The 12,958-nt window shown below is 72.5% G+C and carries 10 protein-coding genes; 5 read left to right on the plus strand and 5 right to left on the minus strand.

Annotation, left to right across the window (positions count from 1 at the left end):
* Nucleotides 1-55 precede the first annotated feature (55 nt).
* The gene (locus WJM95_RS11385) at nucleotides 56-1,519 is read right to left on the minus strand and encodes a sodium:solute symporter (RefSeq protein WP_339129478.1); all 1,464 of its coding nucleotides are present in this window, start codon (nucleotides 1,517-1,519) and stop codon (nucleotides 56-58) included.
* A gap of 184 nt (nucleotides 1,520-1,703) precedes the next feature.
* Between WJM95_RS11385 and WJM95_RS11390 the strand changes: the two genes are divergently transcribed.
* On the plus strand, nucleotides 1,704-3,584 hold the full coding sequence (locus tag WJM95_RS11390; protein WP_339129479.1) for a helix-turn-helix domain-containing protein: 1,881 nt from the start codon (nucleotides 1,704-1,706) through the stop codon (nucleotides 3,582-3,584).
* A 107-nt stretch (nucleotides 3,585-3,691) separates the two neighbouring features.
* A complete protein-coding gene (locus WJM95_RS11395; protein WP_339129480.1) occupies nucleotides 3,692-4,480 on the plus strand; it encodes a phosphatase in 789 nt (262 codons plus the stop codon).
* Nucleotides 4,481-4,586: 106 nt separating this feature from the next.
* Here WJM95_RS11395 and WJM95_RS11400 read toward each other — a convergent pair whose 3' ends face one another.
* The 4 genes from WJM95_RS11400 to WJM95_RS11415 form a co-directional block, all read right to left on the minus strand.
* Nucleotides 4,587-5,564: a cation diffusion facilitator family transporter gene (locus WJM95_RS11400; RefSeq protein ID WP_339129481.1), complete on the minus strand. Its 978-nt coding sequence runs from the start codon at nucleotides 5,562-5,564 to the stop codon at nucleotides 4,587-4,589.
* Nucleotides 5,565-5,586: 22 nt separating this feature from the next.
* Nucleotides 5,587-6,459, minus strand: a complete 873-nt coding sequence (gene tesB, locus WJM95_RS11405) for an acyl-CoA thioesterase II (RefSeq protein ID WP_339129482.1) — start codon at nucleotides 6,457-6,459, stop codon at nucleotides 5,587-5,589.
* A 34-nt stretch (nucleotides 6,460-6,493) separates the two neighbouring features.
* Nucleotides 6,494-7,651 carry an acyl-CoA dehydrogenase family protein gene (locus WJM95_RS11410; protein ID WP_339129483.1) on the minus strand — a complete coding sequence of 386 codons (1,158 nt, stop codon included), beginning with the start codon at nucleotides 7,649-7,651 and terminating at the stop codon, nucleotides 6,494-6,496.
* Between the two features lie 109 nt (nucleotides 7,652-7,760).
* Nucleotides 7,761-8,363: a TetR/AcrR family transcriptional regulator gene (locus WJM95_RS11415; RefSeq protein WP_339129484.1), complete on the minus strand. Its 603-nt coding sequence runs from the start codon at nucleotides 8,361-8,363 to the stop codon at nucleotides 7,761-7,763.
* 96 nt (nucleotides 8,364-8,459) lie between these two features.
* On the opposite strand from WJM95_RS11415, the gene WJM95_RS11420 reads away from it, so the two are divergent.
* Genes WJM95_RS11420 through WJM95_RS11430 form a run of 3 tightly spaced genes read left to right on the plus strand, consistent with a single transcriptional unit; the run spans nucleotide 8,460 to nucleotide 12,957 of the window.
* Nucleotides 8,460-10,076, plus strand: a complete 1,617-nt coding sequence (locus WJM95_RS11420; protein ID WP_339129485.1) for a carboxyl transferase domain-containing protein — start codon at nucleotides 8,460-8,462, stop codon at nucleotides 10,074-10,076.
* A gap of 8 nt (nucleotides 10,077-10,084) precedes the next feature.
* Complete coding sequence (locus tag WJM95_RS11425; RefSeq protein WP_339129486.1) at nucleotides 10,085-12,016, plus strand: acetyl-CoA carboxylase biotin carboxylase subunit; 1,932 nt, start codon at nucleotides 10,085-10,087, stop codon at nucleotides 12,014-12,016.
* Nucleotides 12,013-12,957, plus strand: a complete 945-nt coding sequence (locus WJM95_RS11430; RefSeq protein ID WP_339129487.1) for a hydroxymethylglutaryl-CoA lyase — start codon at nucleotides 12,013-12,015, stop codon at nucleotides 12,955-12,957. The genes WJM95_RS11425 and WJM95_RS11430 overlap by 4 nt, the downstream gene beginning before the upstream one ends.
* The last annotated feature ends 1 nt before the right edge of the window (nucleotide 12,958 follow it).

Here is a 12,958-nt window from a genome sequence, read left to right on the forward strand (position 1 = left end):
GCCTTCTTTCCTACGCTTCGTCGCGTATGTACAACTAAGTACAAGTAACACGACTCTACTGGTGAACCGGGACCGGTTCGGACAGGGGTTCGGCGTCACGGCCCGCGAGCCGCTCCCGCCAGGTGGCCAGGACCGCGGCGTCGGTCGCCGGCGTGGCCAGCGAGACGATCACGTACGCGGCCAGGGAGAGGAGCAGTCCGTAGTAGACGGGCTCGTTCGCGAGGATGCCGTAGGCCGCCATCAGGCCGATGACCGCGACACCGCCGACGACGACGGAGGCGAGCGCGCCGTGGACCGTGCCGCGCTTCCACAGCAGTCCGCCGAGGATCGGGACGAGCAGGCCGGCGACGAGCAGGTTGTACGCGACGGTCAGCGCCTCGACGACGTTGTCGATCGCGATCGCCGTGCAGATCACGGCGATGCCCATGACCAGGATGAAGAGGCGGTTGCCCTTGACCTCGTCGTGCTCGTCGCCCGCGTCGCGCTTCACGGCGCCGCGCAGCCGCGACCAGATGTCGTTGTTGGCGACGGTGGCGCAGGCGATCAGCGCGCCGGAGGAGGTGGACATCACGGCGGCGAGGGCCGCGGCGAGCACCAGTCCGCGCACACCGACCGGGAGTTCGTCCTTGACGATGGTCGCGAAGGCGGTGTCGGCGCTGGGCAGCTTCGGGTACATGACCTTGGCCGCGGTGCCGATGACGGCGCCCGCGAGGGCGTACACCAGGCAGTAGGTGCCGGCGACGGTGCCGCCCCACCGGGCGGTGCGGTCGTTGCGCGCGGTGAAGACGCGCTGCCAGATGTCCTGCCCGATCAGCATGCCGAACGTGTAGATCAGCACATAGGTGAAGATCGTCTCGCCGCCGATGCCCAGCGGGTCGAAGTACTCGGTGGGCAGCTTGGCCTTCATCGCGGAGAAGCCGCCCGCCTTGACCACCGCGATGGGCAGCAGCAGGAGCAGCACGCCGATCGTCTTGACGACGAACTGCACCATGTCGGTGAGCGTGATCGACCACATGCCGCCGAGCGTCGAGTACGCGACGACGATCGAGCCGCCGAGGATGATCGCGAGCGTGCGGTTCATGTCGAAGAGGACGTCGAAGATCGTGGCGTACGCGATGGTCGAGGTGACCGCGAGCATGAGGGTGTACGCCCACATGACGACACCGGAGATGAGTCCGGCCCGGCCGCCGTAGCGGAGGTCGAGCATCTCGGAGACCGTGTAGACCTTGAGGCGCGCGATGCGGGCAGAGAAGAACACGGACAGGGCCAGCAGGCCGAGGCCGATGGTGAAGACCATCCAGGCGCCCGAGAGGCCGTACTGGTAGCCGAGGCCGACTCCGCCGATGGTGGACGCTCCGCCGAGGACGATCGCGGCCATGGTGCCGGAGTACATGACGGGCCCGAGCCGCCGCCCGGCGACGAGGAAGTCGCTCTTGGACTTGGCACGGCGCATGCCCCACCAGCCCATGCCCAGCATGCCGGCCAGATAGACGACGATCACTGTGTAGTCGACGGCCATGGGTCTCCTCCAGGCGTTCGGTGGCGTGTCGTGCGGGGATGTGGGGGACGAGCCGGCATCTGATCGCGGGGACATCCGCCCGTACCCGTGACTGCCGGTCGGGACGACACTAGGTGGCCGGAAAGCGACTGCGAAGTGTACGTTTCATCCATTCGATCCGTACGGGATGGAGGAACCGTCCACCATGCCGGACTCACCGTCACCGTCCGCCCCCACCGCGTCCGTCTCCGCCGTCTCCGCGCCGGCCGTGCCGCCGACCCCTCCGGTGCCGCTGTCGGCCCTGCTGGCCCGCGAGGACCTGGGTCTGCGGCTGATCGCCGGGCCCGCGGAGCCCGACACGGTGATCCACTGGGCCCACACCTCGGAGATGGCCGACCCCTACCCGTACCTCCTCGGGGGCGAGCTGCTGCTCACCGCCGGGGTCCATGTGCCCGACGCGGCCGAAGGGTCCGCCGACGGCACCCCCGGCGCGGACCGCGCCGACGGCCCGCCCGGCTACTTCGACGGCTATGTCGCGCGGATCGTCGCGGCGGGCGGCGCGGCCCTGGGCTTCGGCCTCGCGCCGGTCCACGACACGGTCCCGGCCTCGCTCGTCGCGGCCTGCGACGCCCAGGGGCTGCCGCTCCTGGAGGTCCCGCCCCGGACGACGTTCTCCGGGGTGGCCCGCGCGGTGTGGCAGCTCATGGCCCAGGCGCGGCTCGCCGAGCTGCGCCGGGTGACCGAGGCCCAGCAGAGCCTCGCCGCGGCCGCGGCCCGCCCCGATCCGGTCCCGGCGGTCCTGCGGCAGCTGGCCCGCCGGGTGAACGGCTGGGCCGCGCTGTACGGCCCGGAGGGCACGGAACTGGCCCACGCGGGCCGCCTCCCGGCCCCGCCGGAACCACCCCGTGGAGCGGACCGGTCCGCCACCCCGGCACCCGCGCCCCGCCCGGCCCCGGACACCCTGGCGGCTCCGGGAACCGGAACGGGACCAGAGACCTCGACGGCTCCGGGGACCTCGACGGCTCCGGGTACCGGAACGGGACCGGAGACCTCGACGGCTGCGGGAACCGCGGAGACCTCCGCCCGCCGCGCACCGGCCGGCCCACCGCGGACGGAGCACCGCGCACCGGCCGGTCCGCCGCAGACGACCGCCCAAGCTCCGGCCGGCCCACCGCGCACCGACCCCCACACCCCCGCCGCGCCGGCCACCCCCGAGGCGGTGCTCGCCGAGCTCGCCTGGGTCGTGCGGCCCCGTGAGGCCCAGGGGCCCGCCCCGGCCTCCGCCACCGACACCGTGGGCGGTGTCCAGCTCACCGCCTACGCCCTCGGCAGCGGCCAGGGCTTCGTCCTGGGGGTCGCCGCACCGCGCCGCGACCCCGGCGACCACACCATCGCCTCCGTCGCCTCCGTACTGCTCTCGCTCCTCACCGGGGAGCACCGGAGCGCCGCGGGGGCCGCGCACGCGGCGGCCCTGGTGCGGCTGCTGCTCGGGGCGGCGCCGGAGGCGGTGGCGCCGCTGCTCGGCGGCGAGCGGTGGACGGTCGTGCACGCGCGCCCCGCCGGGGACGGCCCCGCCCCGGACGCCGTCTCCGTGTCCGCGCTGGCGGCCGCGCTGGGCTCCGCGCTGGTGGACGTGGAAGGGGACGTCGTCCGCGTCCTTGTCCCCGGCGACCGGGTGCCCGCCGCGCAGCCCGGCTGGACCCTCGGGGTCAGCGCGCCCGCGAGCCCGCACGAGTGGACCGCCGCCGACACCCAGGCGGCCCGCGCGCTGGCCCGCGCCCGCGCCACCCGGGCGGCCCTGGTCCGGCACGGCGACCGTTCCGCGCTCACCGACCTCGTCCCCCCGGCGGACGCCGAGGCGCACGCCCAGGCCCTCCTCGCCCCCGTCGCCGGGACCCCCGCCCTGACCGAGACCCTGCGCACCTGGCTCTCCCTGCACGGCAGTTGGGACCGCACGGCGGTGGCGCTCTCGGTCCACCGCAACACCGTCCGCCAACGCATCTCCCGCTGCGCCGCGTTGCTGGACACGGACCTCGACGACCCCGACGTACGCATGGAGTTGTGGTTCGCGCTCCGGGAGAACTGACCGCGCGGCGCCAGGACAGGCACGGGGCTTCGCGGGACCGAGTGACGCACGTCCCAGCGACCGGGACAGCCGCGCCGCGGGCCCGGGCGCACCGGCACAATGGACCCATGCCGATACCCGGGACGCCCAGCCGCGCCGAACTCGTCGCCCATCTCGTGAAGACCCGTATCGCGGGCGATGTCGCCACGCCCCGCGAGAACAACCTCTCCCACTACCGCAAGCTGGCGAACGGCGAGCGCAACTGGTGGCTCGGTCTTGAACTCGGCGACCGGTGGAACGACGAGCAGGACGTGCTCGCGGTGATGGCGGAGCGGGTCGGGGTGAACGACGACCCCGAGTACCGCTACGGCCAGGACACCATCGACCCCGAGCTGACCGTGGACGCCCTCGACCGGCTCGCGGCGCGGCTGCGCAAGGCGGCCGAGGACCGGCAGCGGGTGCTGTTCGCGACCGGTCACCCCGGCGGGCTGCTGGACGTGCACCGGGCCACGGCCGCCGCCCTGCGCTCCGCCGGCTGCGAGATCGTGGTGATCCCGGACGGGCTCCAGACGGACGAGGGATACGTCATGCAGTTCGCGGACGTGGCGGTCCTGGAGCACGGCGCCACGCTGTGGCACACCCATTCGGGCGAGCCTATGCGCGCGATCCTGACGGCGCTGGAACGCGAGGGCCGCCCGCTGCCGGATCTGGTCGTCGCCGACCACGGCTGGGCCGGCTTCGCGGGGCAGCACGGGGTGGACTCCGTGGGCTACGCCGACAGCAACGACCCCGCGCTCTTCCTCGCGGAGTCGGAGGGCACGCTCCAGGTCGTGGTCCCGCTCGACGACCACGTCCTCAGCCCGCGCCACTACGACCCGATGACGGCCTACCTGCTCGGAGCGGCGGGCCTGGTCTGAGACCCGGCCCGCGGTCCGGGGCCGTCCCGGCGACCGCCCCGGGGGCACGTTCCGCGCGAGCGGCCCCCGGACCGCGACCGTCGCCCCGGGCGACCCGGCGGCCGGTTCACGGCCAGGGGTTCAGCCCCTCGGACCGCCGCTGCGCGTATCCCGGTGTCGGGTCCAGGTACACCCGGCTCACCACGGGGAACACCTCCCGGATCCGGTCCTCGGCCCGTTCGCAGGCCCACTCGATCTGCGCGGCGGTCGAGGCGTCCCGGAAGTCGACCTTGGCGGCGACGAGCGCCTCGCGCGGCCCCTGCACGAGCGTGATGAGTTCCAGTACGGCCTCCACGTGCTCCAGCTCCAGCAGTTCCGCCCGGATCCGCTCGCGCACGGTCCTGGGCAGCGGCCGTCCGATCAGCAGCTCGGCGTTGGAACGGCCGAGCACCCAGGCGACGTAGAGCAGGAGCAGTCCGATGAGCAGCGAGGCGACGCCGTCGTAGACGCCCGATCCGGTGAGCTGGCCGCCGAGCAGACCGCCCGCGGCGAGCACCAGGCCGACGAGCGCGGCCGAGTCCTCCATGACGACGGCCTTGACCGCGGTGTCGGGGGTGCGCCGGAGGTAGGTCCGGAAGGGGGCGTCGACCCGGGCGGCCTCGCCGCGCGCCTGCCGCAGTCCCGTCCGCAGGGAGAAGCCCTCCAGGCAGAACGCGACGGCCAGCACGATGTACGACACCAGCGGGTCGCCGGGCTCCTCCCCCGCGACCAGGGAGTGGATGCCGTCGTAGATCGAGAAGACCGCTCCGCCGACGAAGGTGGCGACGGCGGCGAGCAGCGCCCAGATGTAGCGCTCGGGGCCGTAGCCGAGGGGGTGGTCCTCGTCGGCCGGTTTCTCGCTGCGTTTGAGGGCGGTGAGCAGCAGCAGTTCGGTGACGGTGTCGGCGACGGAGTGGGCGGCCTCCGACAGCATCGCGCTGGAGCCGCTGATGACACCGGCGACCGCCTTGGCGAGGGCGATCCCGAGGTTGGCCGCGGCGGCGACGATCACCGTGGAGACGCTCTCGCCGCTGCCGCTGCCGCTGTCCTGCGCTGCGTCGGTCATGCCCCAGTCTTACCGGGAACGGCTACCGGGGAACGCGGACCACGCCCTCCTGGATCACCGAGATGGCCAGCCGGCCGTCCTGGGTGTAGATCCGGGCCTGGCCCAGGCCCCGGCCGCCCGACGCGGACGGCGACTCCTGGTCGTAGAGCAGCCATTCGTCGGCGCGGAAGGGCCGGTGGAACCACATCGCGTGGTCCAGGGAGGCGCCGACGACGTCGCCGGTGACCCAGCCGCCGCGCCCGTGGGCGAGCAGGATGGAGTCGAGGAGCGTCATGTCCGAGACGTAGGTGGCGAGGACGACGTGCAGCAGCGGGTCGTCCGCGAGCTTGCCGTTGGTGCGGAACCAGACCTGCGAGCGCGGCTCGCGGGGCTCGCCGACGGTGCCGTACGGCGGCGGGTCGACATAGCGCAGGTCGACGGACTCGCGGGCCTCCAGGATGCGCTCCACCACCTCGGCGTCGGTGAAGGCGTCGGCGTACAGCGGAAGCAGCTCGGCGGCCGTGGGCAGCGTCTCCGGGTCGGGCGCGGGCGGCATCGGGGCCTGGTGCTCCATGCCCTCCTCGTACGCCTGGAAGGACGCGGAGAGGTGGAAGATCGGCTGTCCGTGCTGGACCGCGACCACCCTGCGGGTGGTGAAGGAGCGGCCGTCGCGGATGCGGTCCACGGAGTACACGATGGGCGCCCCGGGGTCGCCGATGCGCAGGAAGTACGCGTGCAGGGAGTGGGCGAGCCGGTCCTCGGGGACCGTGCGCCCGGCGGCCACGAGGGCCTGCGCCGCGACCTGTCCGCCGAAGACCCGTGGGACGACGGCGGACCGGGAACGGCCGCGGAAGATGTTCTCCTCGATCCGCTCGAGATCGAGCAGATCGAGGAGATCCTGAAGTGCCTCGCTCATAAGGCAGTTGTACCGCGCAGTCTTTTCTCGGACCTTACAGGCCCATGTCCTTGGCGATGATCGTCTTCATGATCTCGCTGGTGCCGCCGTAGATGCGGTTGACCCGGTTGTCCGCGTACAGGCGGGCGATCGGGTACTCGTTCATGAAGCCGTAGCCGCCGTGCAGCTGGAGGCAGCGGTCGATGACGCGGTGCGCGACCTCGGTGCAGAACAGCTTGGCGCTGGCGGCCTCGGCCGGGGTCAGCTCACCGGCGTCGAGGGCCTCCAGGGCGCGGTCGGCGACGGCCTCGGCCGCGTCCACCTCGGCCTGGCAGGCGGCCAGCTCGAACTTGGTGTTCTGGAACGAGGCGACCGACTTGCCGAAGACGGTCCGCTCCTGGACGTACTCCTTGGCGAACCGGATGGCGGCCTTGGCCTGCGCGTAGGCGCCGAAGGCGATGCCCCAGCGCTCGGAGGCGAGGTTGTGGCCGAGGTAGTAGAAGCCCTTGTTCTCCTCGCCGAGCAGGTCCTCGACGGGCACCTTCACGTCGACGAACGCCAGCTCGGCGGTGTCGGAGGTCTTCAGGCCGAGCTTGTCGAGCTTGCGGCCGATGGAGTAGCCCTCGGACTTGGTGTCCACGGCGAACAGGGAGATGCCGAAGCGGCGGTCCTCGGCGGTGGGCGCGGAGGTGCGGGCGCAGACGATCACGCGGTCGGCGTGGACGCCACCGGTGATGAAGGTCTTGGAGCCGTTGAGGACGTAGTGCGTGCCGTCCTCGGAGAGCTTGGCGGTGGTCTTCATGCCCGCGAGGTCGGAGCCGGTGCCCGGCTCGGTCATCGCGAGGGCCCACATCTCCTCGGCGCTGACGAACTTCGGCAGGAAGCGCTTCTTCTGCTCGTCGGTGGCGAGCATCTTGATGTACGGCAGGCCCAGCAGCACGTGCACACCGGAGCCGCCGAACTGGACACCGGCGCGCGCGGTCTCCTCGTACATCACGGCTTCGAACTTGTACGAGTCGATGCCGGCGCCGCCGAACTCCTCGTCCACGCGGATACCGAAGACGCCGAGCTCGGCGAGCTTGTAGTAGAAGTCGCGCGGCGCCTGGCCGGCGGCGAACCACTCGTCGTAGACCGGGACGACCTCGGCCTCGATGAAGGCGCGCAGGGTCTCCCGGAACGCCTCGTGGTCCTCGTTGAACACAGTACGGCGCACCGCCGCCACCTCCGCCTGGATACCTGGTGTCATGTCTAAGCGCTTGCTCAGATACGAGGTTACCCGCCGGTCACGAGCGCCGTCCAGGGGTCACCCCCCGAGACGCTCGTCACGCACCGGGAGTCACGGCCGCCGCCCCGAACGCCCCCCTCGCCATCCGGTGCAGCAGCTCCGCCGTGCCCGCGCGCCCGGGAAGCGCGCCCGGCCGCCCGAGGTGCGGGGTCGAGTTCAGCAGACCGAAGACCGAGTGCACGGCCGAACGGGCGGCCGGTTCACCCAGCTCCGGATACACCTCACGGACCACCTCAACCCACAGCTCGACGTACTGGCGCTGGAGCTGGCGCACCAGCTTGCGGTCGCTGTCCCGCAGGCGGTCCAGCTCCCGGTCGTGCAGGGTGATCAGGGGGCGGTCGTCGAGCGCGAAGTCGATGTGCCCCTCGATGAGCGAGTCGAGGAGGCACTCGGCGCCGCCCTCGGCCTCCGCGACCCTGCGCCGGCCGCCCGTGAGCAGCTGCCCGCTGATCCCCACCAGCAGCTCGGCGAGCATCGCGTCCTTGCCGGCGAAGTGCCGGTAGAGACCGGGGCCGCTGATTCCGACCGCCGCTCCTATCTCATCCACTCCCACGCCGTGGAAGCCACGCTCGGCGAAGAGCCGCGCGGCCTCCCTGAGGATCTGCTCGCGCCGGGTGGGGGCGTCGGTTCTGGTGGCCATGAAAACAATTCTAGACATCGCGGTTAGCGGTCGTTAACCTGAAGGAGTTGCGTTAACGCTCATTAACTGGTCGACCACTGGTGAGGGGACCGCAGGATGCAAGAGGCACCGGAGCTGACGAGCGCGGCAGACCCCGCGTCGGAGGCCTGGAGGGCCAACGAGGCGGCACACCTCGCGCTCGGCGAGGAGCTGCGCCGCAAGCTGGCCGCGGCGCGGCTCGGCGGCGGCGAGAAGGCACGCGCGCGGCACACCGCGCGCGGCAAGCTGCTGCCCCGTGACCGGGTGGACACCCTGCTGGACCCCGGCTCCCCGTTCCTGGAACTGGCACCGCTGGCGGCCGACGGGATGTACGACGGAGCGGCCCCGGCCGCCGGCGTCATCGCCGGGATCGGCCGGGTGAGCGGGCGCGAGTGCGTGATCGTCGCGAACGACGCCACCGTCAAGGGCGGCACGTACTACCCGATGACGGTGAAGAAGCACCTGCGCGCCCAGGAGGTGGCGCTGGAGAACCGTCTGCCGTGCCTGTACCTCGTGGACTCCGGGGGCGCCTTCCTGCCCATGCAGGACGAGGTGTTCCCCGACCGCGAGCACTTCGGGCGGATCTTCTACAACCAGGCGCGGATGTCCGGCGCCGGCATCCCCCAGATCGCGGCCGTCCTCGGCTCCTGCACGGCCGGCGGCGCGTACGTCCCGGCGATGAGCGACGAGGCCGTGATCGTCCGGAACCAGGGCACGATCTTCCTCGGCGGTCCGCCGCTGGTGAAGGCGGCCACCGGCGAGGTCGTCACGGCCGAGGAGCTGGGCGGCGGCGAGGTCCACTCGCGCGTGTCGGGTGTCACCGACCACCTCGCCGAGGACGACGCGCACGCGCTGCGGATCGTGCGGAACATCGTCGCCACGCTCCCCGCGCGCGGAAAGCTCCCCTGGGAGGTCACCGCGGCCACCGAGCCCAAGGTCGACCCGCTCGGGCTGTACGGCGCGGTGCCGGTCGACTCCCGCACCCCGTACGACGTGCGCGAGGTCATCGCGCGCGTGGTCGACGGCTCGCGCTTCTCCGAGTTCAAGGCCGAGTTCGGACAGACCCTGGTCACCGGCTTCGCGCGGATCCACGGCCACCCGGTCGGGATCGTCGCCAACAACGGCATCCTGTTCTCCGAGTCGGCCCAGAAGGGCGCCCACTTCATCGAGCTGTGCGACCAGCGCGGCATCCCGCTGGTGTTCCTCCAGAACATCTCCGGGTTCATGGTGGGCCGCCAGTACGAAGCGGGCGGCATCGCCAAGCACGGCGCGAAGATGGTGACCGCCGTCGCCTGCACCCGCGTGCCGAAGCTGACCGTCGTGATCGGCGGCTCGTACGGCGCGGGCAACTACTCGATGTGCGGCCGCGCCTATTCGCCGCGCTTCCTGTGGATGTGGCCCGGGGCCAAGATCTCCGTGATGGGCGGCGAGCAGGCCGCGTCCGTCCTCGCCACGGTCAAGCGCGACCAGATCGAGGCGCGCGGCGAGTCCTGGCCGGCCGCGGACGAGGAGGACTTCAAGGACCCGATCCGCCGCCAGTACGAACAGCAGGGCAGCGCCTACTACGCGAGCGCCCGGCTGTGGGACGACGGTGTGATCGACCCGACGGAGACCCGGCAGGTCCTCGGACTCGCCCTGACCGCCTGCGCCAACGCGCCCCTGGGTGACCCCCAGTTCGGCGTCTTCCGGATGTGAGGGGACCCATGTTTGACACGGTGCTTGTGGCCAACCGGGGCGAGATCGCCGTACGGGTCATCCGTACGCTGCGCGCGCTCGGCGTGCGCTCGGTGGCCGTCTTCTCGGACGCCGACGCGGACGCCCGGCACGTCCGGGAGGCCGACACCGCGGTGCGGATCGGACCGGCGCCCGCGTCGGAGAGCTATCTGTCGGTGGCGGCGCTGCTGGAGGCGGCGGCCCGCACCGGCGCCCAGGCGGTCCACCCCGGGTACGGCTTCCTCGCCGAGAACGCCGCCTTCGCGCGGGCCTGCGCCGAGGCCGGACTGGTCTTCATCGGCCCGTCCGCCGAGGCGATCTCCCTGATGGGCGACAAGATCCGGGCCAAGGAGACGGTGAAGGCGGCCGGCGTCCCGGTCGTCCCCGGCTCCTCGGGCAGCGGTCTGACGGACGCCGAACTGATCGCGGCCGCCCGGGAGATCGGCGTCCCGGTGCTCCTGAAGCCGAGCGCGGGCGGTGGCGGCAAGGGCATGCGCCTGGTGCGGGACACCGAGGTCCTGGCCGACGAGATCGCCGCCGCCCGGCGCGAGGCGCGGGCCTCCTTCGGCGACGACACGCTGCTCGTCGAGCGCTGGGTCGACCGGCCCCGGCACATCGAGATCCAGGTCCTGGCGGACGGGCACGGCAACGTCGTGCACCTGGGCGAGCGCGAGTGCTCCCTCCAGCGCCGCCACCAGAAGATCATCGAGGAGGCGCCCAGCGTGCTCCTGGACGAGGCCACCCGGGCCGCGATGGGCGAGGCGGCGGTCCAGGCGGCCCGCTCCTGCGGCTACCGCGGCGCGGGCACGGTGGAGTTCATCGTCCCCGGCGGCGACCCGTCCTCGTACTACTTCATGGAGATGAACACCCGCCTCCAGGTGGAGCACCCGGTCACCGAACTGGTCACCGGCCTCGACCTGGTCGAGTGGCAGCTGCGGGTCGCCGCGGGCGAGCACCTGCCGTACGGGCAGGGGGACATCACGCTCACCGGCCACGCGGTGGAGGCCCGTATCTGCGCCGAGGACCCGGCGCGCGGCTTCCTGCCCTCCGGCGGCACGGTGCTCGCGCTGCGCGAGCCGCAGGGCGACGGGGTGCGCACCGACTCGGGTCTGTCGGAGGGCACCGAGGTCGGCAGCCTCTACGACCCGATGCTCTCCAAGGTCATCGCCTACGGCCCCGACCGCCCGACGGCGCTGCGCAGACTGCGGGCCGCCCTCGCCGACACGGTCACGCTCGGGGTCCAGACGAACGCGGGCTTCCTGCGCCGGCTGCTGGCCCACCCGGACGTGGTGGCGGGCGACCTGGACACCGGACTGGTCGAGCGGGAGGCGGACGGCCTGGTCCCGGACGGGGTTCCCGAGGAGGTGTACGAGGCGGCGGCGGCCGTCCGGCTCGCCGCCCTGGCCCCGGCGGACGAGGGCTGGAGAGACCCGTTCTCGGTGCCGAGCGGCTGGCGGCTCGGCGGCACCCCGAAGCCGGTGGGCTTCGGTCTGCGGGTCCTCGACCCCGTGGAGTACACCCCGCGCGGCACCCACACGGTCACCGCCGACCATGTCGCGGTGACGCTCGACGGGGTGCGGCACACCTTCCACCGCGCCGCCGACTGGATCGGCCGCGACGGCGACGCCTGGCACGTGCGCGACCACGACCCCGTGGCCGCGTCGCTCACCGGTTCCGCGCACGCCGGTGCCGACTCGCTGACCGCGCCCATGCCCGGCACGGTGACGGTCGTGAAGGTCGCCGTCGGCGACGAGGTGGCGGCCGGGCAGAGCCTGCTCGTGGTCGAGGCGATGAAGATGGAGCACGTCATCTCCGCGCCGCACGCCGGGACGGTCAGCGAACTGGACGTCACCCCGGGCACGACGGTCGCGATGGACCAGGTCCTCGCGGTCATCACCCCCGCCGAGGAGGAGACGGCGTGAACACCTCCGAGCTCGGCCTGCCGATGGCCGTGCCGACCCAGGACCTGCCCGCCCGGGTGCGGATCTACGAGGTCGGCGCGCGCGACGGGCTCCAGAACGAGAAGGCGACCGTACCGACCGGGGTGAAGGCGGAGTTCATCCGGCGCCTCGCGGACGCGGGCCTGACCACGATCGAGGCGACCAGCTTCGTCCACCCGAAGTGGGTTCCCCAACTGGCCGACGCGGAACAGCTGTTCCCGCAGGTCGCCGAGCTCCCGGTGGCGCTTCCGGTCCTGGTGCCGAACGAACGCGGGCTGGAGCGGGCGCTCGCGCTCGGCGCCCGGCACCTGGCCGTCTTCGCCAGCGCCACGGAGTCCTTCGCGAAGGCCAACCTCAACCGGACGGTCGATGAGGCGCTCGCCATGTTCGAACCGGTGGTGAGCCGCGCGAAGGACGCCGGCGGCACGGTCCGCGGCTATGTCTCGATGTGCTTCGGCGACCCGTGGGAAGGGCCCGTCCCGGTCCATCAGGTCGTCCGCGTCTGCCGGGCGCTGATGGACATGGGCTGTGACGAGCTGAGCCTCGGCGACACGATCGGCGTGGCGACACCGGGCCATGTGCAGTCGCTGCTCGCCGAACTGAACGAGGAGGGCGTGCCGACCAGCGCGCTCGGTGTGCACTTCCACGACACCTACGGCCAGGCGCTGTCCAACACCCTGGCCGCCCTCCAGCACGGCGTCGCCACCGTCGACGCCTCCGCGGGCGGCCTCGGCGGCTGCCCGTACGCGAAGTCCGCCACGGGCAACCTCGCCACGGAAGACCTCGTGTGGATGCTCCAGGGCCTCGGTATCGACACCGGGGTCGACCTCGGCCGCCTCACCGCCACGAGCGTGTGGATGGCCGGACAACTGGGCCGACCCAGCCCGTCCCGCACCGTCAAAGCCCTCTCCCACCAGGAGTGAA

The organism is Streptomyces sp. f51 (assembly GCF_037940415.1).
In the GTDB taxonomy this organism is placed as follows: domain Bacteria; phylum Actinomycetota; class Actinomycetes; order Streptomycetales; family Streptomycetaceae; genus Streptomyces.

Bases quoted from the DNA above. Each gene is read 5' to 3' on its own strand.
- WJM95_RS11385 (WP_339129478.1), bottom strand. From the start codon at position 1,519: ATGGCCGTCGACTACACAGTGATCGTCGTCTATCTGGCCGGCATGCTG.
- WJM95_RS11390 (WP_339129479.1), top strand. From the start codon at position 1,704: ATGCCGGACTCACCGTCACCGTCCGCCCCCACCGCGTCCGTCTCCGCC.
- WJM95_RS11395 (WP_339129480.1), top strand. From the start codon at position 3,692: ATGCCGATACCCGGGACGCCCAGCCGCGCCGAACTCGTCGCCCATCTC.
- WJM95_RS11400 (WP_339129481.1), bottom strand. From the start codon at position 5,564: ATGACCGACGCAGCGCAGGACAGCGGCAGCGGCAGCGGCGAGAGCGTC.
- tesB (WP_339129482.1), bottom strand. From the start codon at position 6,459: ATGAGCGAGGCACTTCAGGATCTCCTCGATCTGCTCGATCTCGAGCGG.
- WJM95_RS11415 (WP_339129484.1), bottom strand. From the start codon at position 8,363: ATGGCCACCAGAACCGACGCCCCCACCCGGCGCGAGCAGATCCTCAGG.
- WJM95_RS11420 (WP_339129485.1), top strand. From the start codon at position 8,460: ATGCAAGAGGCACCGGAGCTGACGAGCGCGGCAGACCCCGCGTCGGAG.
- WJM95_RS11425 (WP_339129486.1), top strand. From the start codon at position 10,085: ATGTTTGACACGGTGCTTGTGGCCAACCGGGGCGAGATCGCCGTACGG.